Genomic DNA, 23,496 nt, shown 5'->3' on the forward strand with positions numbered 1-23,496 from the left:
TTTAACTGATCGGCATTACTCATCTGGAGTCGGTTTTTTTATGTCTATCATTCACAGCGCAATCATAAAAAGCTATGCGCGATGTGATAAATAAGGTTCAGCTAGAGCGAATCAATAATGAAGGCAGTGACTGAGTTGTTTTTATTCTTCGTCAAACGCTTCGAACTCGATACCCATCTCTGTCATCAGCTTTTTCACTTCAGCAGGAATATCGTCTGGGCGGTCTTTACGAAGGTCTTCATCCGTTGGTAGTGGTTGGCCTGTGTACGCATGTAGAAAGGCTTCGCACAGTAGCTCACTGTTTGTTGCATGGCGTAGGTTATTAATCTGGCGGCGAGTACGCTCGTCAGTAAGAACCTTTAACACTTTTAGAGGGATAGAAACTGTAATTTTCTTTACTTGTTCGCTTTTCTTTCCATGCTCAGCATATGGGCTTATGTATTCACCATTCCAGTCGGCCATTGCGTACCTTCATCACTTTAGTTGTTAGAATAAATTAATAGTGGTGATTTTAGCGGGATTTACTGCCATAAGCAAAGACATATAGACGTCTAGAAGTGTTGACGTCTCACGTTTATGAAAGTAAAGTGAATAACATATATCTAACACAGCCGCAAAATGCCGACAAGCCGCTGTGATTCTCAGACGCAAAACTTGTAAGGAAGCACCTATGAGCAGCCGGAAGCCAGCAACAATCGCAGTACGTACTGGTATCGAGTCAGACACGCAACACCATGCCGTTGTCCCACCCATTTATCTTTCGACTAACTATGGGTTTCCCGCTTTTGGTGAAGTGCCAAAGTACGATTACACCCGTTCTGGTAACCCAAACCGCGGTTTATTAGAGACGGCACTGTTTGAGCTTGAATCAGGCAAAGGCGCGGTTGTGACTAACTGTGGTACTTCGGCGCTTAACTTATGGGTTTCGGCTTTCTTAGGCGGCGATGATCTTATTATTGCACCGCACGATTGCTACGGCGGTACTTACCGTCTGTTTAACACTCGCTCGCTAAAAGGTGACTTCAAAGTTCTGTTCGTTGATCAATCGGATCAAGCAGCGCTGGATGCGGCGCTCGCGCTTAAGCCAAAGTTGATCTTAATTGAAACCCCATCGAATCCACTGGTTCGCGTGGTTGATATTGCAGAAACTTGCCGTAAAGCGAAAGAGGTTGGTGCTCTGGTTGCTGTCGACAACACGTTTTTGACACCTGTGTTCCAAAAGCCTTTAGAGCTGGGTGCTGATTTTGTTATCCACTCAACCACTAAGTACATCAATGGACACTCAGATGTTATTGGTGGCGTTGTGGTCACTAAGACAGAAGAACACGCTGAAGAGTTAGCATGGTGGGGCAACTGTATTGGTGCGACCGGCACACCATTTGATAGCTACATGACTTTACGTGGTATTCGTACGCTAGGTGCGCGTATGCGAGTTCACGAAGAAAGCTCACGTGAAATTCTAGCGTCTCTGCAGCAACAAGATCTTGTTGGCACTATTTACCACCCAAGCCTTCCTGAACATCCGGGTCATGATATCGCGAAGAAACAGCAATCGGGCTTTGGTTCCATGCTCAGTTTTGAGTTTGCGGGCTCATTCGAGGCGCTTAAATACTTTGTTGATAAGTTAGAGCTGTTTTCTTTGGCAGAATCATTGGGCGGTGTTGAAAGCCTGATTTGTCACCCTGCGTCGATGACTCACCGCGCGATGGGTGAAGAAGCCTTAGCAGAAGCGGGTGTTTCTCAGCAACTACTGCGTCTATCTGTTGGCCTTGAAGATGCAGAAGACCTAATCGATGACCTCAAGCAAGCGTTTGAAAGAACACAGCGCTTTATCGCTGAAGGGGAGGGTTAATAATGGCAACCTTTCGCCAGCTACATAAATTTGGTGGCAGCAGTTTAGCGAATCCTGAATGTTACCAACGCGTGGTCAACATTCTTAGAGAATACTCATCAGCATCTGATTTGGTGGTGGTATCGGCAGCAGGCAAAACAACCAACCGTTTGATTGAATTTGTTGAAGCGCTCGACAAAGATGGTCGTATTGCCCATGAATGCCTACAAGCACTTCGTCAGTTCCAACTCGATCTGATTGAAGCACTGCTTGAGGGTGAATCAGCCGCACAACTTACTTCAACCATTCAACAAGAATTTACCGCTTTGGGTGAGCTAACGGCTCCCTTGAGCGAAGCACAAAAAGCAAAAGTGCTTGGACACGGTGAGGTTTGGTCTTCACGTCTACTCGCGGCTTTGTTGTGCCAGCATGATTTACAAGCCGTTGCTCAAGATGCGCGTGCTTTTTTACGTGCAGAAGTGGGCGCTCAGCCTGAAGTCGACCGCGCACGTTCTTACCCTCTGATCAAAGAAGCCTTGGCGCAGCATGCACATTGCCGCGTGGTGATTACGGGCTTTATGGCTCAGAACTGCGAGGGTGAAACGGTATTGCTTGGCCGTAACGGTTCGGATTACTCAGCAACCGTGATTGGTGCTTTGGCTGAAGTTGAACGCGTGACGATTTGGAGTGATGTGGCAGGCGTTTACAGCGCTGACCCTCGTCTGGTTTCAGATGCGTGTCTATTGCCTCTACTTCGCCTTGATGAAGCCAGCGAATTGGCTCGTCTTGCCGCTCCAGTGCTTCACAGCCGAACGCTACAGCCTGTGGCTCAAAGTGCTATGGATCTCAGCTTACGCTGCAGCTATCAGCCGGAGGCGGGCTCTACACAGATCGAGCGTGTACTGGCATCGGGTCGTGGCGCAAAAATCATTACCTCTTTGGATGAAGTGCTTATCGTGCAACTGACCTTTGGTCACGGCCATGATTTCGACCGTCTAGAGAGTGAAGTGCTTGAAGGGCTTAAGCGTGCTCAACTTGAGCCGCTTGCTTATGAGCTTGAACCGGATCAACACTGTTTGCGTCTTGCCTACACAGAAGAGATCGCTGGTGGTGCATTAGAATATCTCCAAGACCATGCGATTGAAGCTGAGATTAAGCTAAAAGAAGGTTTCTCTCTGATTGCTGCAGTGGGTGCGGGTGTGACTAAGAACCCTAATCATTGCTACGGTTTCTACCAGCAGCTTAAGAGCTCGCCGGTTGAGTTCATCTCAGAAGCGAACTCAGGCTTAAGCTTGGTGGCTGTGATTCGTAATAGTGAAACATCAAGTCTAGTGAAAGGCATTCATTCTCAACTGTTCCAAGCGCAGAAGCGTGTTGCGATTGCCTTGTGTGGTAAGGGCAATATTGGTTCAAGCTGGTTAAGCCTGTTTGCTGAGCAAAAAGCGGAACTTGAAAAGCGCCGTGGAATGAACTTTGAATTGGTTGCCGTGGTTGATAGCCAAACCTATTGGTTTGACGATCAAGGCATTGATGCGACGTCTGTTAGTAAGCGTTTTGATGATGAAGCGATTGCTAATAATGGTAACGATTGGTTAGAGCGCTTAGGTTCGATTCAGGGTTACGATGAAGCGGTGGTTCTTGATGTTACAGCGAGCCCAGTGCTTGCAGCAAAATATCTGCAAATCGCACAACAAGGCATTCATTTGATCTCGGCCAACAAGGTTGCAGGCTCTGCATCAAGTGAGTATTACCATCAGGTGCAAGATGCGTTTGCTAAGATCAGCCGTCACTGGTTATACAACGCGACCGTTGGTGCAGGTTTGCCGATTAACCACACGGTACGCGACCTGCGTGAGAGTGGCGATGACATCATTGCGTTGTCTGGCATTTTCTCAGGCACGTTGTCTTGGTTGTTCCAACAGTTTGATGGCACAGTACCGTTCAGTGAGTTGGTCGACTTAGCATGGCAACAAGGCCTTACTGAACCAGACCCACGTGCTGACTTAGATGGTTCAGACGTAATGCGTAAGTTGGTGATTCTAGCGCGTGAATCTGGTTTAGAGATCGAGCCTGAAAACGTAAAAGTCGAATCGCTAGTACCTGAAGCGCTGCAAGATTTATCAGTGGATGATTTCTTTGATAAGGCTTCTGTGTTGAGTGAAGAACTGGCCGAGCGTTTAGAAAAAGCGCACTCTCAGCAGAAGGTTTTACGTTACGTAGCGCGTTTAGAGAAGAACGGCAAGGCAACGGTCGGTGTGGAGGCGTTGTCGAAAGAGCATGCGCTGGCTAACTTACTGCCTTGCGATAACATCTTTGCGATTGAGAGCAAATGGTACAAAGATAATCCATTGGTTATTCGTGGCCCAGGAGCGGGGCGTGAAGTGACGGCAGGTGCAATTCAATCTGATCTAAACAGAATGTCTAGCCTGTTTTAAATTCTAAATAGCATACTATTCACTAAGATAAATAAGGCTGGAAGCACGATGTGTTTTTCAGCCTTTTTTTTTACATTATTTCTTCTTGGCAACTCACCTATCGACTTGAGTTTTTCTCACGATCTACTTGAGAAAAATTCATAATGGATCTGTTGACATTAAATCGTATTCAATACATTCTACAGACATATAGACGTCTAAACGTCGTTTAAGGATTTGAGTTTTAGTGGTTGTTTTTGCCACAGGGAGAGTAAGATGGGATACACACACGCAGGCCATATCGACGCTTTAAATCAGAATATCGCTGAGCTTTCTGACAACATCAATGTGTCATTTGAGTTTTTTCCACCAAGCAGTGAGAAGATGGAAGAGACCTTGTGGAATTCTGTTCACCGTCTTAAAACACTCCAACCAAAATTTGTATCAGTAACCTACGGTGCAAACTCGGGTGAGCGTGATCGTACCCACTCAATTATTAAAGAAATTAAGAACCAAACAGGCCTAATTGCTGCACCACACTTAACGTGTATTGATGCTAGCCGTGAAGAGCTGATTCAAATTGCTGATGATTACTGGGCAAATGGCATTGAGAGCATTGTTGCGTTGCGTGGTGATATCCCAGCAGGCGGTGGCGCTCCAGATATGTATGCATCTGACTTGGTTGAGCTGCTTAAATCTCGCCACGACTTTGATATCTCTGTTGCAGCTTTCCCTGAGGTTCACCCTGAAGCAAAAAGTGCTCAATCAGACCTTATTAACCTGAAGCGTAAAGTGGATGCTGGCGCTAACCGTGCCATCACGCAATTCTTTTTTGATGTAGAAAGTTACTTACGTTTCCGTGATCGCTGTGTGGCGGCAGGTATCGATGTTGAAATCGTACCGGGCATCTTACCTGTTTCTAACTTCAAGCAAGCATCTCGCTTTGCTGCGATGAACAACGTAAAAGTACCGGGCTGGATGGCGAAGCAGTTTGAAGGTTTGGATGATGATCCAACGACTCGTCAGCTTGTTGGTGCTAGCCAAGCAATTGATATGGTTCGTACACTGAGCCGTGAAGGTGTGAAAGATTTCCACTTCTACACGCTAAACCGTGCAGAAATGACTTATGCACTTTGCCATACGCTAGGTGTTCGTCCGCAAGTCGCTGCGCTGTAAGAAAAGTCTAAGAAGTAAAGCCTAAGCACTTGTAAAAAGCCTCTGGCAGTAACATTTCAAATCCTATAGATACAAAAAAGGCTTGGACTCATAGAGTTCAAGCCTTTTGCTTTTCTAGCTTAACTTAAGCTAGAGCGCCAAGTTCAAGCAGTACTTCTTCAGCCCATACAATCCATGCTTCACGGATAAGTAGGTTACGACGAAGTGTTAGACGCTCAAGGCGTGCTTGCTTGTCTAGTGTCGATGGCGTTGCGTAGTAAGCTGCTTCGATTTCACGGTAGTGAGAAACCAGTTTGCGAGACTCTTCTACTAGCTCAGCAAGTTGTACACGGTAAGCGTCAGAAGGTTGTACAGCACAAGCCATTAGCTTAGCTGAGAACTCGTCACGAACGGTTGGGTGTGCAGTTGGTTGTTCAAACCATTCACCTAGCGCGCCACGGCCAGCATCAGTGATAGAGTAAACTTTACGATCAGGTTTGCCTTCTTGAGGCTCAAGCACGCAAGTTACCTGGTCGTTCTGAGCCATTTTATTTAGCTCGCGGTAAACTTGTTGATGGCTAGCTTTCCAGAAGTAACCAATGCTTGCGGAGAATTCTTTTGTGATATCGTAACCAGTAGCATCGCGTGTACTTAAAACGGTTAGAATTACGTGTGGTAATGACATGTCTGAAATCCAAATGGTAAACAGTAAACAAATACTTAAACAACAAGTGTGCTTCTAATGGCACGTTATATTGGTTATGTCTAAGTAGCACCAACTCATCGGTTGGTTATGTCACCTTACAAAGCCGTTTATCACCTAGGTTGACCAGTTTATTGGTCAAGATGCTGCAGATTATTTTTTGGAGTGTTTCCGCAGCGGAGCAGTAGTATATCTAAATAATAAGCATAAAGTAGAATACATGGACAAAATAACCCAAAAAACTGACAAAAAACTCACTATTGCTTATTTTGTGAAATAAAAAGGTCGCACTAGGCGACCTTTTGTCTGTTGAATGGTAGGAATCACTAATTAACCAGTGTTTCGCATGCCTGCTGCAATGCCTGCAATCGTCACCATTAGCGCTTCTTCAAGCTCTGCTGGTGGTGTTTCACACTTACGAGTACGGTAAAGCAGTTCAGCTTGAAGCATGTTTAGTGGCTCAACGTAGATGTTACGTAGGCGGATTGACTCAAGTCCCCAAGGGTCGCTCTGCATTAGGTTCTCGTTGTTCTCAACATTTAGCACGGCTTTGATGTCTTTTTGCAGCTGTTCACGCAGTAACTCACCTAATGGTAATAGCTCTTCGTCAACAAGGCGTTGGTCGTAGTACTTAGCGATTTCCATGTTGCACTTCGAGTACACCATTTCCAACATACCGAGACGGGTAGAGAAGAACGGCCACTCGCGACACATCTCTTCGAGCAGGGCTTGATGGCCTTGATCTACAGAGTACTGAATCGCTTCACCAGCGCCTAACCATGCAGGCAGTACCAAACGGTTTTGGCTCCAAGAGAAGATCCATGGAATCGCACGTAGGCTTTCTACGCCGCCGTTCGGGTTACGTTTCGCAGGGCGAGAGCCAAGAGGCAGTTTACCTAGCTCCAGTTCAGGTGTCGCTTGACGGAAGTAAGGTACGAATTTCTCTTCGCCACGAACCACGTTGCGGTAAGCCTCACAAGATACTTGAGATAGCACTTCCATTAGGTCGCGCCACTCTTGTTTTGGCTCAGGTGGCGGCAGAAGGTTCGCCTCTAGAATCGCGCTTGCGTAAAGGTTGAAGCTGTTTACAGCAACGTCTGGTAAGCCAAGTTTAAAGCGGATCATTTCGCCTTGCTCTGTTACACGTAAACCGCCTTTCAAGCTCTTAGGTGGCTGAGAAAGAAGAGCAGCGTGCGCCGGAGCACCACCACGACCAACCGTACCGCCACGACCGTGGAATAGAGTCAGTTCAATGCCTTCTTCATCACAAACCTTAACCAGTTTGTCCATTGCATCATATTGAGCCCAACCTGCAGACATTACGCCCGCATCTTTCGCTGAGTCAGAGTATCCGATCATCACCATTTGGTGGTTCTGGATAAAGCCACGGTACAAGTCGATGCTCATTAGCTGTTTCATTACTGCTTCTGAGTTGTTCAAGTCGTCTAGCGTTTCGAACAGCGGACATACGTCCATGCGGTATGGGCAGCCACATTCTTGCAGTAGTAAGTGAACAGCCAGTACATCTGATGCAGTACGAGCCATAGAAATTACGTAAGCACCGAAGGCTTCACGAGGTTGAGCAGCAATAACCTTGCAGGTGTCTAAAACCTCTTTAACCTGTTCAGATGGCTCCCAATCGCGAGGAAGAAGCGGACGCTTAGAGCTTAATTCATTGGTTAAGAAAGCAATCTTGTCTTGCTCGTTCCATTGGTCGTAGTCGCCAATGCCTAGGTAGCGAGTCAGTTCAGACAGTACATCTGAGTGACGAGTACTTTCTTGACGAACATCGAGACGAACTAGGTGTACACCGAACGCTTTTAGGCGGCGCAGAGTATCAAGCAGAGAACCGTCTGCGATTACGCCCATGCCACATTCGTGCAGCGATTGGTAACATGCGTAAAGCGGTGTCCAAAGTTGGTCGATGTTCTGTAGTGTTTCTTTCTTCGGTACTTCAGCATCATGCAGTTTTGCATCGAGCACTTCTAACGTGTTGTTCAGCAGAGTACGTAGGCTCTTTAGGATTGCTCGGTAAGCTTCATGCTCATCACCCGCTAGTTCACGAACGGCATCATTACACTTAGTCATCGATAGTTCGGTAATCAGCTCGTTTACGTCACCTAGGTAAAGGTCAGCGGCTTTCCAGCGAGATAGGCGCAGTACTTCTTTGGTGATGGTGTGCGTTACGAATGGGTTACCATCGCGATCACCGCCCATCCAAGATGAGAAGTGTACCGGGCGCGCATCAATTGGTAGACCTTCACCAAGGTAGCCTTTTAGTCGGCCGTCCATTTCACGTAGGAAATCTGGTACAGCTTCCCAAAGTGAGTTTTCAACAACCGCAAAGCCCCATTTCGCTTCATCAAGTGGCGTGGGGCGTTGCTGACGAATCACATCTGAGTGCCAACCTTGAGCGATCAGTTGCTCTAGGCGGCGTTCGGTTTTCACGCGCTCTTTGTGTGATAGGTCGCTTAATTCTAATTTAGACAGACACTCGTTGATCTTAACTAGCTTGTTGATCATGGTGCGACGAGTGATTTCTGTTGGGTGTGCAGTCAGAACGAGTTCAATGTTCAGGTCGCGAACGGCTTGAGCCGCGTCTAGCTTGCTGATGTCATTCTGGTTTAATTTGGAAAATAGAGATTGCAGCACGTCTGGTTCACAAACATGCTCCTCACAGTGGCGAGAGATGGTGTGGTACTGCTCTGCCATGTTGGTGAGGTTGAGAAATTGGTTAAATGCACGAGCAACAGGAGTGAGTTGTTCGTTCGGCAGGTTTTTGATTTCTTCAACTAGGCTGTCACGGTCAGCTTTGTTGCCTGCGCGGGCGGATTTGGAAAGTTTACGGATAGTCTCCACTTTCTCTAAGATAACGTCACCATGTGCATCTTGGATTGTGTTACCTAGCAAGCGTCCCAGCATGCTTACGTTACTCTTGAGAGCGGCGTATTTCTCGTTCATTGTCATCCTGCCTCGTAAAAAAATTACATCCATTGTTCCTTGTTAAGTACACAATCTAGCGAAAAGTGCTGTATCTAGTCAAATAAAGCATTCTAAGTTTGCAATTATTAGTTTTCGAAATGCGGGAGAAGTAAATTTCCCAATAGTTCGGAATTAAAGTGAAATTTAATTACAAGATCAGGCTGTGTCTGGGATAACAGAATAAAAGCCACCTTTTCGGGTAGCTTTTATACGAAAATATTGGAAGAAAAGTAATAACTAGAAACAATATTTGCGGATCGACTTACTCAGAACATCAATCGTTGGATCGATAAAATCGAAGCTTAGGAACTCATCTGGTTGGTGAGCTTGGTCGATTGAGCCTGGACCCAGCACTAAGGTTGGGCAAAGTTCTTGAAGGAAAGGTGCTTCTGTACAGTAGTTCACGGTTTGTGATTCAGTTTCGCAAACTGATTCCATGCCACCGATAAATGGATGGTCATGTTGGCACTCGTAACCCGGGATAGGTTCGTGCAGTGGCGTAATCTCAATTCTGCCCGGCCATTTTGCTTCTACTTCTTTGAGTGCGCTGCGCAGCATGTTATCCAAACCATCTAAGCTGATACCCGGTAAAGGACGTACATCGTAGTGCAGCTCACAGCAACCACAGATACGGTTCGCGCTGTCGCCACCGTGAATATGGCCAAGGTTTAGAGTGGGGCTTGGAATTGCGAAACCCGGGTGGTGATACTCTTTGACTAGCTTGTCACGCAGTTGCATTAAAGCGAACAACACTTCATGCATGATCTCGATGGCGTTGACACCTAATGCAGGATCAGAAGAGTGACCTGATTTACCCGTTACTCGCACAGCGTTAGCAACATGGCCTTTATGGCCACGAATCGGCACAAGGCTGGTTGGCTCACCAATAATGCAGTAATCCGGTTTAAACGGTGCATTTTCAGTGAAATGACGCGCACCCAGCATGGTGGTCTCTTCGTCACAGGTTGCCAATACATATAGCGGCTTGGTCTGTTTGCTCCAATCCATCTTCTTTGCCGCTTCATAAACGAAAGCGAAAAAGCCTTTCATATCGGCCGTGCCTAACCCATAGAAGCGATTGTTGTGCTCTGTTAGTGCGTGAGGGTCGAAGTTCCAACGTCCTTCATCAAATGGCACTGTGTCGCTGTGTCCTGCGAGTAGCAAGCCACCTTCGCCCGATCCCATCTTAGCGACCATATTATGCTTGCCGGGTTCGACTTCCACGACTTCAACGCTAAAGCCTACGTCTTTAAACCATTGAGCCATTTTTTCGATCACTTTCTCGTTGCCATGATCCCAGCTTGGATCGGTCGAGCTAATAGAGTCTGTGGAAATTAGGCCTTTGTAGACCTCAAGAAAACTCGGTAATTGCATAATAACTTCACTTCTACTATTGACAGGAAAACCATAAGTCGGTAAAACACATATTAAATCATATTTAATGCATAAGAAATCAAATAAAGCTAAAAATTAAGTATGAATAGTCAAATTTGAAATGTAACTTACCTCAAAAATGGATGTGTTGAGATGTTGAAAACCACGATCATTGGCGCAAGCGGCTACACAGGAGCAGAACTGGCTCTAATGATAAACAGACACCCTGAGCTCACGCTATCAGGTTTATATGTCTCAGCCAATAGTGTAGACGCAGGTAAACCTATTGCGGCACTGCACGGTAAGTTAGCTGGTTTGATTGATATGCCAGTACAACCTTTAACAAATCCGGAAGAAGTAGCTAAACAGTCTGATGTGATTTTCTTAGCAACGGCACACGAGGTTAGTCACGACCTAGCGCCAATCTTTCTAGAGAACGATTGCCAAGTCTTCGACCTATCGGGTGCATTCAGAGTTAAAGGCGAAAACTTCTATCAAGAGTTTTACGGTTTTGAACATCAACACGAACAATGGCTAGACAAAGCGGCTTACGGTTTAGCTGAGTGGAACGAACAAGAAATTAAAGAAGCTCAGCTTGTCGCTGTCGCGGGTTGTTACCCAACCGCATCACAACTGGCGATTAAGCCTTTGGTTGAAGCCAAGTTACTGGATGAAAACCAATGGCCAGTGATTAACGCAACCAGCGGTGTGACTGGTGCAGGCCGCAAGGCGACGATGGTCAACAGCTTCTGCGAAGTGAGCTTGCAAGCTTATGGTGTATTCAATCACCGTCATCAACCTGAAATGGCTGCACATTTAGGATGTGATGTGATTTTTACCCCGCACCTCGGCAACTTTAAGCGTGGCATTTTGGCAACCATTACCATGAAATTGGCTGAAGGCGTGACAGAACAACAGATACAAGATGCCTTCGAGCAAGCTTACCAAGGTAAACCTGCGGTGAGATTACTCGAAGAGACATTGCCAAGAATTCAAGATGTAGAGCAGACGCCTTTCTGCGACTTAGGTTGGAAGGTTCAAGGTCATCACATCATCGTTGTTTCAGCGATTGATAACTTATTAAAGGGTGCATCTAGCCAAGCGATGCAGTGTTTGAATTTACGTTATGGTTTTGCGCCATTAACTGCGTTAGTGTAAGGAAATCTAGATATGAGCCTTAATAATCAACCATTAATCATAAAGTTAGGTGGCGCTGCGCTATCTTGTGGTGAAACACTTAGCAAGTTATTTGGTGCTATCTCTGCTTACCAACAACAGGCACAACGACCAATCGTGATTGTTCACGGCGGCGGTTACCTTGTTGATGATTTGATGAATAAGTTGAACCTCGAAACCGTTAAGAAAGAAGGGCTACGTGTTACTCCTTATGATCAGATCCCAGTGATCGCTGGTGCATTAGCGGGCACGGCGAATAAATTACTTCAAGGTCAGGCGATTAAAGACGGTATCAATGCCGTTGGTTTAAGCCTAGCAGACGGTGGTTTATGCAAAGTGAGCGAACTGAACCCTGAACTGGGGGCGGTAGGAAAAGCGGAGCCGGGCGACTCAACCGTTCTGCAAGCGATTCTTAATGCGGGCGCACTGCCTATCATTAGCTCGATTGGTCTGACTGAGCAAGGCCAACTGATGAACGTCAATGCCGACCAAGCTGCGGTTGCCGTTGCAGGCGCACTTGATGCTGAACTGGTACTGCTTTCTGATGTAAGTGGTGTGTTGGATGGCAAAGGTCACCTCATTCCAAGCCTTAATCAACAACAAGCTGATGACCTTATTACAGGCAAAGTGATTACCGACGGCATGATCGTTAAGGTTCAAGCCGCACTAGAAGCCGCTAACGACCTTGGACGACCAATCGAAGTTGCCACTTGGCGATACCCAGAAAAGCTAACACAACTGTTTTCAGGTAAAAGCATAGGAACACAGTTTTTACCTCAGTAGGTCTCACAACGAGTCACTACTTAAAGAATTTAGACAAATTAAATAAACATATAATTATGAAGTCATTTCCAACGCTGACCGCCATGTGCAGTATGGAAACTAGGAGAAAGAAAATGAGCAAAGTTAACGTAAAGAAAGTTGTAGTAGCCTACTCTGGCGGTCTAGACACATCAGTAATCATTCCATGGTTGAAAGAGAACTATGACTGTGAAGTGGTTGCGTTTGTTGCGGATGTTGGTCAAGGCGACGAAGAGTTGATTGGTATCGAAGAGAAAGCAAAAGCTTCTGGTGCATCTGAGTGTTACATCGCAGACCTTAAAGAAGAGATGGTTGCTGACTACATCTACCCAACGCTGAAAACGGGCGCTTACTACGAAGGTAAATACCTACTAGGTACGTCGATGGCGCGTCCAATCATCGCGAAAGCACAGGTTGAAGTCGCACGTAAAGTAGGTGCAGACGCACTGTGTCACGGCTGTACTGGTAAAGGTAATGACCAAGTTCGTTTTGAAGGCGCATTTGCTGCACTAGCACCTGATCTACACGTAATTGCACCATGGCGTGAATGGGATCTAGTGAGTCGTGAAGAGTGTCTAGATTACCTGGCTGAGCGTAACATCCCTTGTACGGCTTCTCTTACTAAGATTTACTCGCGTGATGCAAACGCATGGCACATCTCAACAGAAGGCGGCGTTCTAGAAAACACATGGAATGCACCTAACGAAGATTGCTGGGCTTGGACTGTAGACCCTGAGCAAGCGCCAAACGAATCTGAAACAGTGACGCTTAAAGTTGAAAAAGGCGAAGTGGTTGCGGTTGATGGCGAAACAATGACGCCATACAACGCACTGGTTTACCTAAACGAGAAAGGTGCTAAGCACGGTGTTGGTCGTATCGATATCGTAGAGAACCGTCTTGTTGGCATGAAGTCTCGTGGTTGTTACGAAACTCCGGGTGGCACAATCATGATGGAAGCACTGCGTGCAGTAGAGCAACTGGTTCTTGATAAAGCGGCATTCGAATTCCGTGAAGAGCTCGGTGTTAAGGCTTCTCACCTTGTATACGATGGTCGTTGGTTCACTCCACTATGTAAGTCAATCCTTGCCGCGACAGAAGAGCTAGCACAAGACGTGAATGGTGAAGTGGTTATCAAGCTTTACAAAGGCCATGCAACGGTGACTCAGAAGCGTTCTGACAACAGCCTGTACTCAGAAGAGTTTGCAACCTTTGGTGAAGATGAAGTTTACGACCAAAGCCATGCTGAAGGCTTCATCCGCCTTTACTCGCTATCAAGCCGTATCCGTGCTTTGAATAGCCAAAAGTAATCCTAACAATGAGTTAGTGAGCTAGCCTTTGATGAAAGATTGAAGGTTAGTAAACAGACATTATTATGCAAAGCCCATTCACTATTGATTAGTGAGTGGGCTTTTGACTTTCTATTTGCCTAATAAATCAGCTTCGGTTTTTCCTATCGGATGGCATATAATTCGCGCTCCACGCTAAAAATAATCAATGGATTGAACTGTTGGTGAATAAATATGTGAAAATAATGAATTAATACTTTATTTTCATTTTGAATTGCCGTAAGTTTAAACCATCAGAAAAATACTGAATCTTAATCAGAATTATCATTTGCAAAAACAGTGAGCACTGTGCAATTAGGAGATACACAATGGCATTATGGGGCGGTAGATTTACCCAAGCAGCAGACACCCGGTTCAAAGATTTTAACGATTCTCTTCGTTTTGATTACCGATTGGCTGAGCAAGACATTGTGGGCTCAATTGCCTGGTCTAAAGCTCTACTGTCGGTCAACGTATTAACAGAAGAAGAGCAACAGAAGCTTGAGTTAGCGCTGAATGAGCTAAAACTTGAGGTGATGGAAGATCCTGAACAGATTCTACGTTCTGATGCAGAAGATATTCACAGCTGGGTTGAGCAGCAACTTATCGGCAAAGTCGGTGACTTGGGCAAAAAACTTCACACTGGCCGTTCTCGTAACGACCAAGTGGCGACAGACCTGAAACTATGGTGTCGTCAGCAAGGTAACCAACTGCTACTGGCATTGGATCGCCTACAAAGCCAAATGGTGAACGTTGCTTCTCAGCATCAAGAAACCGTGCTTCCTGGCTACACTCACTTACAACGTGCTCAGCCGGTAACTTTTGCTCACTGGTGCTTGGCTTACGTTGAAATGCTTGAGCGTGATTATTCACGTTTGAATGATGCGATTAAGCGTCTAGACACATGTCCGCTGGGTTCTGGTGCCCTTGCTGGAACAGCTTACCCGATGGACCGTGAAGAGTTAGCTCACAACTTAGGTTTCCGTCGTGCAACGCGCAACTCTCTAGATTCAGTTTCTGACCGCGACCATGTGATGGAGCTAATGTCGATTGCTTCTATCTCTATGCTTCACCTTTCGCGTCTTGCAGAAGATATGATTTTCTACAACTCAGGTGAATCAAACTTCATCGAGTTAGCGGATACCGTGACGTCAGGTTCATCTCTGATGCCACAAAAGAAAAACCCAGATGCGCTAGAGCTTATCCGTGGCAAAACTGGCCGTGTTTACGGTTCATTAGCGGCAATGATGATGACAGTAAAAGCTCTGCCTTTGGCGTACAACAAAGACATGCAAGAAGATAAAGAAGGTCTGTTCGACGCTTTAGATACTTGGAATGATTGTATGGAAATGGCAGCACTCTGTTTTGACGGCATTAAAGTGAACGGCGAACGTACACTTGAAGCCGCGAAACAAGGCTACGCGAACTCAACTGAATTGGCTGATTACCTAGTAGCGAAAGGGATTCCTTTCCGTGAAGCTCACCATATTGTTGGTGTGACGGTAGTGGCGGCGATTGCTAAAGGCTGTGCATTAGAAGAATTAACCATCGCAGAGATGAAAGAGTTCTCTGAGGTGATTGAGGAAGATGTGTATGACATCCTGACCATTGAATCGTGTCTTGAAAAACGTAGCGCGCTAGGCGGTGTATCTCCACAGCAAGTGGCTTACGCGGTTGACCAAGCTGAGAAACGTTTATCACAGCGTGATACGTCCATCGTCAAGGTTCGTCCTGCTCGTCTGACCGATATTGAAGCGTTGGAAGGTATGGTCGCTTACTGGGCGAACATGGGTGAAAACCTACCTCGTTCTCGTAATGAACTGGTGCGTGATATTGGCTCGTTTGCGGTCGCAGAGCATCATGGTGAGGTGACAGGTTGTGCATCACTCTATGTGTATGACTCTGGCCTAGCGGAAATCCGTTCACTGGGTGTCGAAGCTGGCTGGCAAGGTCAAGGGCAGGGTACCGCAATTGTGCAGCACTTGGTTGAGAAAGCGCGACAAATGGCCATCAAGAAGGTGTTTGTGCTGACTCGTACTCCAGAGTTCTTTATGAAGCATGATTTCTTACCAACATCGAAATCTCTGCTGCCTGAGAAGGTACTGAAAGATTGTGACCAGTGTCCTCGTCAACATGCGTGTGATGAAGTGGCATTGGAAGTGAACTTGGTAGAGCAGATAATTGCTAAGGTTAATGTTGCATAAGGCATTGATTTTATAGCTCCTAAAAAAAAGATCAAAAATTTGATCTTTTTTGGGAACAAACTAAGAAAAGCCCGGTCTATTAAAGTACCACTGCTTTTTCTTAGAATTTTCTAAGAAAGCCCTAGAATCGATTGGTTCTGGGGCTTTTTTCTATCTGCTGTTCGGGAAATGACAATAGCTCGAAAATTATGATGAATTATCGGATTGTTTAGCCCTGTCTCTAATCACTACTCTTTATCCAATAAAGACTTCCAGCTAACGTTTTTTGCCCTTTAACGGTAGCACCACAAACTTCATGACCCAATGCAACGACAGCAAGCCACTGAACGCGAAAGCGGCCATCATCAACGCGATGGCATTGATGGTTTTTGGGTCTTCTCTGAAAAACAGCCACCATACTCCCCAACTCAAAATCGACAACACCATCAGCTGATTCATGCAACGCTGGCAGCGACCGAGCTTGTTACGGATTTTTTCACTTTTATTGCAATGAATGCATGTCATCTTGGGTTTGATTCGCGTTATGCTTGTTGCCCTGATAATAACACGTCACAAGATATTGGATCACGGTGACACAGAGAGAGAAAGTCGATGATTGAGCGCCAAGAAACCAAGCAACGTATGAGCCGTATTGTTAAACACAACGGTACTATCTACCTATGTGGCCAAGTTTGTGCTGATGCAACTAAAGACATCACTGAACAAACTCAAACCATGTTAGATAAAGTAGAAGCGCTACTTGAGCAAGCAGGCAGCGACAAAGAGCACATGCTGTCAGCAACGATTTACTTGAAAGACATGAAAGACTTCCAAGAAATGAACGCAGTTTGGGATGCATGGGTTCCAGAAGGTCACGCTCCAGCTCGCGCATGTGTGACAGGCGACATGGCTCGCGAAGCGCTACTTGTTGAGATCTCTGTGATTGCTGCTGAGAAGTAATTGCTTAAAGCTTTTAGTGACGCAATAGCTTCAAGAAATTCCAGATACCTCGTCCCTCGGTTCTGGAATGACGAGTTTAGTTTTGGTTTAGCTGATGCGTCACTTTGGTCTGCTTCAGCTTAGATGCGTTTTTAAAACGACCATCACACTGATTGGCTTCGGCTCAGATGTGCGTTAAAAGTTACGTCATTCCCGTTAGCGACGAAGGAGCGTAATCGGGAATCTATAGTTTGCTCGTTGCCAAAAACAAAAAGGAAAGCCAATGGCTTTCCTTTTTAGTATCTAACGTTTGTTAACTGCTAATTGACTGGCGCTAGTCTGAGATTAACAGCCCGGGCCACAATCCAGACAGTGTTTCACCATCTCTGGACCTAGGTGCAGTTTCGCATTCAGGTCACGTAGCGCTGTTCGTACACCTTCTTCGATTACTGGGTGGTAGAACGGCATGTCTAGCATCTCAGAAACCGTCATCTTGTTCTGGTGTGCCCATGCTAATAAGTGAGCCAAGTGTTCTGCGTTTGGTCCCATCATCTCAGCACCAAGGAAGCGGCCTGTGCCTTGCTCGCCGTATACGTGCAGAATACCTTTGTTGCGAAGCATCACTCGTGAACGACCTTGGTTTTCGAAAGACACTTCACCCGTTGCGAAACAGCCACATGTGCCTAAGCGTGTGGTGATCTCTTTGTAGGTTTCACCAACCATCGCGATTTGCGGGTCAGAGAATACTGCCGAGATTTTAGAGCGGCGTAGGCCTGCACGAATCTCTGGGAAGCGACCTGCATTGTCACCCGCAATACGAGCTTGGTCTGCTGCTTCATGCAGTAGAGGCAGTTGGTTACTCGCATCACCAGCGATAAATATTGATGGTAGTGATGTTTGTAGCGTGTAGTGGTCTGCGATTGGCACACCACGTTCATCAAGCTCTAGAGAGGTATTCTCTAAGCCAAGCTTGTCAGTGTTAGGGCGACGACCTGTTGCTGCTAGTACGTATTCAACGACGTTAGTTTCTAATTCACCTTGTTTATTGATGAACTGGATTTCGACACGTGGCTCACCCGATTCAGTGGTAATGCGCTTCATGCTTTCGATTTTCACGTCGGCATCGAGATAGAACTCTTCATTGAAAGCTTTATCTGCATAAGCCATGATCTCTGGATCAGTTACTGGGCCAACTTGACCACCCAAACCGAACAGTTTGGTCTTCACACCTAAGCGGTGCAGTGACTGACCAAGCTCAAGACCAATAACACCAGGGCCAAATACCGCAACCGATTCTGGTAAATCATCCCAGCTGAACACGTCGTCGTTAATGATCAGGCGATCGCCAAGCTCATTCCAAACGGCAGGGTATGCAGGGCGAGAACCGGTCGCGATAACAATACGCTTAGCGGTGACAACCGTGTGGTCATCAATTTGTAGTGTGTTGTCATCTAAGAACTTTGCGTAGCCAGAGATCTTGTCTTGCTCTGGGATTTCATCAACACCTTCTAAAACAAAACCAACAAAACGGTCACGCTCAAACTTCACTCGGTTCATCACTTCACGGCCGTTAATCACGATATCACCTTGTGGGTGAACGCCAAAAGCCGGAGCTTTCTCGATTTGGTGTACGCTTTCCGCAGCTGCAATAAGCAGTTTAGATGGCATACAACCAACACGAGCACAGGTTGTACCGTAAGGGCCACCTTCAATCATCACGACACTGTCAGTGTGTGCTTTTGCAGCGCGGTAAGAACCTAAACCTGCCGTACCGCCCCCGATAACTGCTACATCTACATTGACTTGTTTCATAATAATTTTCTCGCAATGGCTAAATTTGGTTTGAACGAACCCCTCCAACTCTGATGATTTTTTGAGAGTCAGGATTGCGGGTCAGTTTTGTGATTCTGTTTTATTAGGTTTAGCTTGTGACTCTGCTTTTATTGCTAACTATAGGTTAGTAAAAGACAGGCGAGTCACCAGCTATATTCTTTTTCCCAAAACTCAGATAAGAGTGTTTGGAATAGCTAACCCACAAGAGGGTGGGTTAGCTGATACTTCTAAGCCTATATCGGCGATGAAGCGATTAGCCTAGGAAAGTTTCTAGTTCTTCACTACCACCGATGTGTTTGCCACCGATGAATACTTGAGGAACGGTAGTGCGACCAGAGATTGCACGTAGGCTTACTGTTGTTGCATCTTTACCTAGAACCACTTCTTCGTAGTTCAGACCTTTGTCGATTAGGTTCTGTTTTGCTTTCATACAGAAAGGACAGCCTGGCTTAGTGAATACTGTGATTGACTCTTGCTCTTTGTGCTCAGGAGCAAGGTAGTTAAGCATAGTATCTGCATCAGAAACCTTGAACGGGTCGCCTGGTACGTCTTCTTCGATGAACATTTTTTCTACCACGCCGTTTTTAACCAGCATGCTGTAACGCCATGAACGTTTGCCGAAGCCGATGTCGTTTTTCTCAACTAGCATACCCATGCCGTCTGTGAAATCACCGTTACCATCTGGGATGAAGGTGATGTTTTCCGCTTCTTGGTCTGCTTTCCAAGCGTTCATTACGAATGTGTCGTTTACTGAAACACACAGAATGTCATCAACACCGTTTTCTTTGAATACAGAGTGTAGCTCGTTGTAACGAGGTAGGTGGCTTGACGAACATGTTGGCGTAAACGCACCTGGTAGGCTGAATACGATAACTGTCTTGTCTTTGAATAGCTCTTCAGTAGTTACGTTAACCCATGCATCACCTTGGCGAGTTGGGAATGTTACTTGAGGGATTGATTGACCTTCTTTAGATGCAAACATATTGATTTCCTTAAATAGTATTTTTAATTTTGTTCTATCAGAGCTTAACGTTTTTCTTCGCTCTGTTTCGTTTCGTTGAGCCCATTATTAGATAAATCCTTTGATAGCTCTAATCGTTTGATGTTATGGTTTTGATAGGTAAATTCTATCAAGAGCATTTTTCTTTTAAATGTTTCTATTAGAACCCTTGTTCTTATTAAAACCTGAGGTAAGAGACTGATCATGAACATTCGTGACTTTGAATACTTGGTGGCGCTCGCAGAGCATAAACACTTCCGAAAAGCGGCAGAAGCGTGCTTTGTCAGTCAGCCGACACTAAGCGGTCAAATACGCAAACTCGAAGATGAAATTGGACTTCAGTTAACCGAGCGTAGTCCAAGGAAGGTGATATTTACAGAATCAGGGTTACAACTTGTTGAACAAGCCAAGCGTATTCTCAATGAAGTGAAAACTTTTAAAGATATGGCGAGTGGACACGGTGAAGCGATGACGGGGCCAATGCACATTGGTTTTATTCCAACCGTGGGTCCTTACATCTTGCCTAAGATTGTTCCTCATCTTAAAGAGAGCTTCCCAGATCTTGAGCTTTACCTGCATGAAGCTCAGACCCATCAGTTAGTGAGCCAACTTGAAGATGGCAAGCTTGATTGCTTAGTACTGGCTGCGGTTGATGAAACGGCGGTGTTCAAAGAGATCGATGTGTATGACGAGCCGTTAAGTGTTGCCGTTCCATGTGACCACGAGTGGGCTCAGCAAGATACTGTCGATATGCTGCAGCTAAATGGACAAACCGTACTTGCGCTAGGTGACGGTCACTGTTTGAGAGACCAAGCCTTGGGCTTCTGTTTTGCTGCGGGCGCCAAAGATGATGAGCGCTTTAAGGCAACCAGCTTAGAAACGCTGCGTAACATGGTCGCGGCGGGGGCGGGGATTACCTTGCTTCCTCAGCTATCGGTGCCGAAAGAGAAGCAGAAAGACGGTGTGTGTTACGTACCTGCTGTGAATCCAACACCTTCACGTCGCATTGTTGTTGCCTACCGTCCGGGCTCTCCATTGAAGGGACGTTTCGAGCAATTGGCTGAGACGATTCGAACTCAACTGGAGAAGACGGCTTAGCGCTTGAATTTAGAGCCTAGTCTGGTCAGATATAGATATAAAAAAAGGGTTGATATGAATGCATATCAACCCTTTTTGTTGGTTCATGTTACTAGGTTCTACAAACCTTAGTTAGAACAGTTCTTCTACTGCTTCACCTGATGAGGTTGAGTAGATGTCATCATTGAAACGTTCAGTGATGTACTCGGTTGGCTCTGTGCCTTTCTCGAAGTACTCGAACATTGATGAGCTATCGAACTTGTTGGTCAGTAAGCCAGTTTCACGGTCGATTCGAACACGGACGATGTTCTCCGGAATTTCTTTACGCTCAGCAGGAACACCCGCTAACGCCGTACCCATAAAATCAACCCATGCAGGTTCTGCTGTTTTCGCGCCAGCTTCTGCACCAGTAATCTGATTTTTACCAAGGTTCGAGTTCGCTTTAGTACGGCCTAGGTTGCGGTTGTGGTTATCAAAACCAACCCATACCGTAGCCACCATGCCAGGGCCGTAGCCGCTGTACCAAGTATCTTTAGAATCGTTGGTGGTACCCGTTTTTCCGCCAATGTCACGACGCTTCAACGGTTGTGCACGCCAACCAGTACCGTTCCAACCAGTGCCAGCGCTCCAATCACCGCCACCCCAGATGTTGCTGTACATCATTTCACGAACAAGGAATGCGTTCTGTTCAGAGATAACTTGAGGTGCGTATTGTACTTTGGCATCCACATCTTGCTCTGCAAACTCATCAGCCATTGGGTCTGAGGTCATTTGCTGTTGGCAATCGTCTTTACAAACCACTTTTGGTGTCGCTTCAAATTCAGTCTCACCAAATGGTGTCTCAATGCGACTGATGTAGAAAGGTTCAACGTAGTAGCCGCCATTAGCGAATACTGAGTAACCTTGAGCTACTTTCATTGGCGTTAAGCTACCCGCACCCAGAGCAATGGTCTCTGAACGAGGCACTTCGTCAATATCAAAACCAAATCGAGTTAGGTAGTTACGAGTATCATCTAGGCCTACTTCGCGCAGTACACGTACCGCCATTACGTTTTTAGACTGAGCTAAGCCAATACGTAAACGAGTTGGACCCACGTAAGTCGGTGGCGAGTTCTTTGGTCGCCATGCGGTACCTTGGCTCTTATCCCATTGGTTAATCGGTGCATCGTTGATCAGTGAGGCTAGCGTTAAGCCTTTCTCAATCGCTGCTGAGTAGATAAAGGGTTTGATACCAGAACCCACCTGACGAATAGATTGCGTTGCACGGTTGAACTTGTTGTGGACAAAGTTAAAGCCACCGACCATCGACAATACCGCGCCGTTGTTCGGGTTCATTGCAACAAATGCTGTGTTCGCATTCGGTACTTGGCTTAGTCGCCATACAATCGGTGTTTCTGATTCTGCAGTCGCTGACTCTTCTGTCGGCTCTTCAGAGACTTCATCGCCGGTAACGGCTTCATGGCGAACCCAGATTTGTTCACCAACCTCCAGAATTTCTTTCGCTTGAGAAGGCGCTGGTCCTTGGCGGTTATCCGTTAGGAATTTACGCGCCCAGTTCATGCCTTGCCATTCGATAGTGCCTTCACCTTGGTTCTTAACCCAAATTTGAGCACTTTTCGAATCAACCGCGGTAACAACAGCAGGGACTAGGTCACCATAGGTTGGTTGAGACTTAAGGTGTTTAACGATTTGTTCTTGATCCCACGCTGATTGCGCAGTCTGCCACAATACTTTTTCAGCACCACGGTAGCCGTGACGCTCATCGTAGCCAAGTAGGTTCTTAATTGCGGCTTGGTTCGCTGCTTTTTGCAGTTTCGAATCAACGGTCGTGTAGACCTTCATGCCTGATGTATAAGCTTCTTCACCATAGCGTTCCACCATCCAAGCACGTGCAACTTCAGCAACATATGGCGCGCTCAGTTCGATCTCTGCACCGTGGTATTTCGAGATAAGCTCTTCGCTACGAGCGTCATCGAACTCTGCTTGAGTGATGTATTTCTCGTCTAACATACGACGCAATACAACGTTACGACGGTTAGTCGCGCGCTCAACAGAGTAAATAGGGTTCATTGTCGAAGGTGCTTTTGGCATACCCGCAAGGGTCGCAATTTCACTCAGCGTGAGATCAGGAAGATCTTTACCGAAGTAAACACGTGCTGCCGCGCCAAAACCATACGAACGGTGACCAAGGAAGATCTTGTTGACGTAAAGCTCCATGATCTCTTCTTTACTAAGAAGTTGCTCAATGTGGATCGCAATGAAGATCTCTTTGATCTTACGCATAATCTTTTTCTCATTAGATAAGAAGAAGTTACGCGCAAGCTGCTGAGTAATGGTACTAGCACCTTGTTTGGCTGAACCCGACATTGCAACCACGAGTGCTGCACGTGTGATACCGATTGGGTCAATACCTGGGTGTTCATAGAAACGGCTATCTTCGGTGGCAATCAGAGCCTCAACTAAGTGGCGAGGAATCTCGTCATAAGTGACTGGATTACGACGCTTTTCACCAAATTGAGAGATCAGCTTACCGTCTTGACTGAAGACTTGCATCGGCGTTTGGAGTTCTACGTCGCGCAAAGTGGCAACATCAGGCAACTCTGGTTTTACGTAAAAATAAAACCCGAAAATTGTACTGACTCCAAGAATCATGCAAATCAATGTAAATATGAATAATCGCTTTATGAACTTCACCGGATAATC

The 23,496-nt window shown here is 46.1% G+C and carries 18 protein-coding genes; 9 read left to right on the plus strand and 9 right to left on the minus strand.

The genetic code is table 11. The features are described 5' to 3' along the window. Positions 1 to 141: 141 nt before the first annotated feature. Positions 142 to 462: a met regulon transcriptional regulator MetJ gene (gene metJ, locus AB4623_RS12780; RefSeq protein ID WP_004415993.1), complete on the minus strand. Its 321-nt coding sequence runs from the start codon at positions 460 to 462 to the stop codon at positions 142 to 144. Between the two features lie 208 nt (positions 463 to 670). Here metJ and AB4623_RS12785 point away from each other — a divergent pair, with 208 nt between their 5' ends. The 3 genes from AB4623_RS12785 (at position 671) to metF (ending at position 5,421) form a co-directional block, all read left to right on the plus strand. After that, positions 671 to 1,852 (plus strand): O-succinylhomoserine (thiol)-lyase, encoded by a 1,182-nt coding sequence (locus AB4623_RS12785; protein WP_017063681.1) that lies wholly within the window; start codon positions 671 to 673, stop codon positions 1,850 to 1,852. A gap of 2 nt (positions 1,853 to 1,854) precedes the next feature. Further along, positions 1,855 to 4,266, plus strand: coding sequence for a bifunctional aspartate kinase/homoserine dehydrogenase II (locus AB4623_RS12790; protein WP_372146562.1), 2,412 nt, complete (start codon positions 1,855 to 1,857; stop codon positions 4,264 to 4,266). Positions 4,267 to 4,521: 255 nt separating this feature from the next. Continuing rightward, positions 4,522 to 5,421 (plus strand): methylenetetrahydrofolate reductase, encoded by a 900-nt coding sequence (metF, locus tag AB4623_RS12795; RefSeq protein ID WP_371724714.1) that lies wholly within the window; start codon positions 4,522 to 4,524, stop codon positions 5,419 to 5,421. A gap of 124 nt (positions 5,422 to 5,545) precedes the next feature. On the opposite strand, the gene AB4623_RS12800 is transcribed toward metF, so the two are convergent. The 3 genes from AB4623_RS12800 to argE all read right to left on the minus strand — a co-directional run bounded on the left by AB4623_RS12800 (position 5,546) and on the right by argE (position 10,459). Then, entirely contained in the window at positions 5,546 to 6,085 is a 540-nt protein-coding gene (locus AB4623_RS12800; RefSeq protein WP_017061141.1) for a PadR family transcriptional regulator, read from the minus strand. 348 nt (positions 6,086 to 6,433) lie between these two features. Beyond that, the gene (gene ppc / locus AB4623_RS12805) at positions 6,434 to 9,070 is read right to left on the minus strand and encodes a phosphoenolpyruvate carboxylase (RefSeq protein ID WP_017071318.1); all 2,637 of its coding nucleotides are present in this window, start codon (positions 9,068 to 9,070) and stop codon (positions 6,434 to 6,436) included. A 252-nt stretch (positions 9,071 to 9,322) separates the two neighbouring features. Next, on the minus strand, positions 9,323 to 10,459 hold the full coding sequence (argE, locus tag AB4623_RS12810; RefSeq protein ID WP_009848891.1) for an acetylornithine deacetylase: 1,137 nt from the start codon (positions 10,457 to 10,459) through the stop codon (positions 9,323 to 9,325). Positions 10,460 to 10,612: 153 nt separating this feature from the next. Here argE and argC point away from each other — a divergent pair, with 153 nt between their 5' ends. The 4 genes from argC to argH all read left to right on the plus strand — a co-directional run bounded on the left by argC (position 10,613) and on the right by argH (position 15,965). Beyond that, a complete protein-coding gene (argC, locus tag AB4623_RS12815; protein WP_017061139.1) occupies positions 10,613 to 11,617 on the plus strand; it encodes an N-acetyl-gamma-glutamyl-phosphate reductase in 1,005 nt (334 codons plus the stop codon). 12 nt (positions 11,618 to 11,629) lie between these two features. After that, positions 11,630 to 12,418 carry an acetylglutamate kinase gene (gene argB, locus AB4623_RS12820; RefSeq protein ID WP_017061138.1) on the plus strand — a complete coding sequence of 263 codons (789 nt, stop codon included), beginning with the start codon at positions 11,630 to 11,632 and terminating at the stop codon, positions 12,416 to 12,418. A 113-nt stretch (positions 12,419 to 12,531) separates the two neighbouring features. Continuing rightward, positions 12,532 to 13,743: an argininosuccinate synthase gene (locus AB4623_RS12825; RefSeq protein WP_017061137.1), complete on the plus strand. Its 1,212-nt coding sequence runs from the start codon at positions 12,532 to 12,534 to the stop codon at positions 13,741 to 13,743. Positions 13,744 to 14,090: 347 nt separating this feature from the next. Then, complete coding sequence (argH, locus tag AB4623_RS12830; RefSeq protein ID WP_017061136.1) at positions 14,091 to 15,965, plus strand: argininosuccinate lyase; 1,875 nt, start codon at positions 14,091 to 14,093, stop codon at positions 15,963 to 15,965. Positions 15,966 to 16,220: 255 nt separating this feature from the next. On the opposite strand, the gene AB4623_RS12835 is transcribed toward argH, so the two are convergent. Next, a complete protein-coding gene (locus AB4623_RS12835) occupies positions 16,221 to 16,469 on the minus strand; it encodes a DUF3624 domain-containing protein (protein ID WP_029235423.1) in 249 nt (82 codons plus the stop codon). Between the two features lie 87 nt (positions 16,470 to 16,556). Here AB4623_RS12835 and AB4623_RS12840 point away from each other — a divergent pair, with 87 nt between their 5' ends. Then, positions 16,557 to 16,904 (plus strand): RidA family protein, encoded by a 348-nt coding sequence (locus AB4623_RS12840; RefSeq protein WP_004729674.1) that lies wholly within the window; start codon positions 16,557 to 16,559, stop codon positions 16,902 to 16,904. Between the two features lie 324 nt (positions 16,905 to 17,228). Here the strand turns inward: AB4623_RS12840 and AB4623_RS12845 are convergent, their stop codons facing one another. The 3 genes from AB4623_RS12845 to AB4623_RS12855 form a co-directional block, all read right to left on the minus strand. Then, positions 17,229 to 18,695 carry a dihydrolipoyl dehydrogenase gene (locus AB4623_RS12845; RefSeq protein WP_372118595.1) on the minus strand — a complete coding sequence of 489 codons (1,467 nt, stop codon included), beginning with the start codon at positions 18,693 to 18,695 and terminating at the stop codon, positions 17,229 to 17,231. A 274-nt stretch (positions 18,696 to 18,969) separates the two neighbouring features. Continuing rightward, positions 18,970 to 19,698: a glutathione peroxidase gene (locus AB4623_RS12850; protein WP_017061133.1), complete on the minus strand. Its 729-nt coding sequence runs from the start codon at positions 19,696 to 19,698 to the stop codon at positions 18,970 to 18,972. 44 nt (positions 19,699 to 19,742) lie between these two features. Next, a complete protein-coding gene (locus AB4623_RS12855) occupies positions 19,743 to 19,922 on the minus strand; it encodes a hypothetical protein (protein ID WP_017096544.1) in 180 nt (59 codons plus the stop codon). Here AB4623_RS12855 and oxyR point away from each other — a divergent pair. Next, on the plus strand, positions 19,921 to 20,814 hold the full coding sequence (oxyR, locus tag AB4623_RS12860) for a DNA-binding transcriptional regulator OxyR (protein WP_017061132.1): 894 nt from the start codon (positions 19,921 to 19,923) through the stop codon (positions 20,812 to 20,814). The genes AB4623_RS12855 and oxyR overlap by 2 nt on opposite strands. Before the next feature lie 111 nt (positions 20,815 to 20,925). Here the strand turns inward: oxyR and AB4623_RS12865 are convergent, their stop codons facing one another. Beyond that, a complete protein-coding gene (locus AB4623_RS12865; protein WP_372146564.1) occupies positions 20,926 to 23,487 on the minus strand; it encodes a penicillin-binding protein 1A in 2,562 nt (853 codons plus the stop codon). Positions 23,488 to 23,496 lie beyond the last annotated feature (9 nt).

This window comes from Vibrio sp. 10N.222.52.C12 (assembly GCF_041474215.1).
Lineage (GTDB): Bacteria > Pseudomonadota > Gammaproteobacteria > Enterobacterales > Vibrionaceae > Vibrio > Vibrio crassostreae_C.

Coding starts and splice junctions, on each gene's coding strand:
- argB (WP_017061138.1), top strand. CDS start 11,630: ATGAGCCTTAATAATCAACCATTAATCATAAAGTTAGGTGGCGCTGCG.
- AB4623_RS12845 (WP_372118595.1), bottom strand. CDS start 18,695: ATGAAACAAGTCAATGTAGATGTAGCAGTTATCGGGGGCGGTACGGCA.
- oxyR (WP_017061132.1), top strand. CDS start 19,921: ATGAACATTCGTGACTTTGAATACTTGGTGGCGCTCGCAGAGCATAAA.
- AB4623_RS12825 (WP_017061137.1), top strand. CDS start 12,532: ATGAGCAAAGTTAACGTAAAGAAAGTTGTAGTAGCCTACTCTGGCGGT.
- metJ (WP_004415993.1), bottom strand. CDS start 462: ATGGCCGACTGGAATGGTGAATACATAAGCCCATATGCTGAGCATGGA.
- AB4623_RS12785 (WP_017063681.1), top strand. CDS start 671: ATGAGCAGCCGGAAGCCAGCAACAATCGCAGTACGTACTGGTATCGAG.
- AB4623_RS12855 (WP_017096544.1), bottom strand. CDS start 19,922: ATGATCAGTCTCTTACCTCAGGTTTTAATAAGAACAAGGGTTCTAATA.
- argH (WP_017061136.1), top strand. CDS start 14,091: ATGGCATTATGGGGCGGTAGATTTACCCAAGCAGCAGACACCCGGTTC.
- argC (WP_017061139.1), top strand. CDS start 10,613: ATGTTGAAAACCACGATCATTGGCGCAAGCGGCTACACAGGAGCAGAA.
- AB4623_RS12850 (WP_017061133.1), bottom strand. CDS start 19,698: ATGTTTGCATCTAAAGAAGGTCAATCAATCCCTCAAGTAACATTCCCA.
- ppc (WP_017071318.1), bottom strand. CDS start 9,070: ATGACAATGAACGAGAAATACGCCGCTCTCAAGAGTAACGTAAGCATG.
- AB4623_RS12840 (WP_004729674.1), top strand. CDS start 16,557: ATGATTGAGCGCCAAGAAACCAAGCAACGTATGAGCCGTATTGTTAAA.
- argE (WP_009848891.1), bottom strand. CDS start 10,459: ATGCAATTACCGAGTTTTCTTGAGGTCTACAAAGGCCTAATTTCCACA.
- AB4623_RS12835 (WP_029235423.1), bottom strand. CDS start 16,469: ATGACATGCATTCATTGCAATAAAAGTGAAAAAATCCGTAACAAGCTC.
- AB4623_RS12790 (WP_372146562.1), top strand. CDS start 1,855: ATGGCAACCTTTCGCCAGCTACATAAATTTGGTGGCAGCAGTTTAGCG.
- AB4623_RS12800 (WP_017061141.1), bottom strand. CDS start 6,085: ATGTCATTACCACACGTAATTCTAACCGTTTTAAGTACACGCGATGCT.
- metF (WP_371724714.1), top strand. CDS start 4,522: ATGGGATACACACACGCAGGCCATATCGACGCTTTAAATCAGAATATC.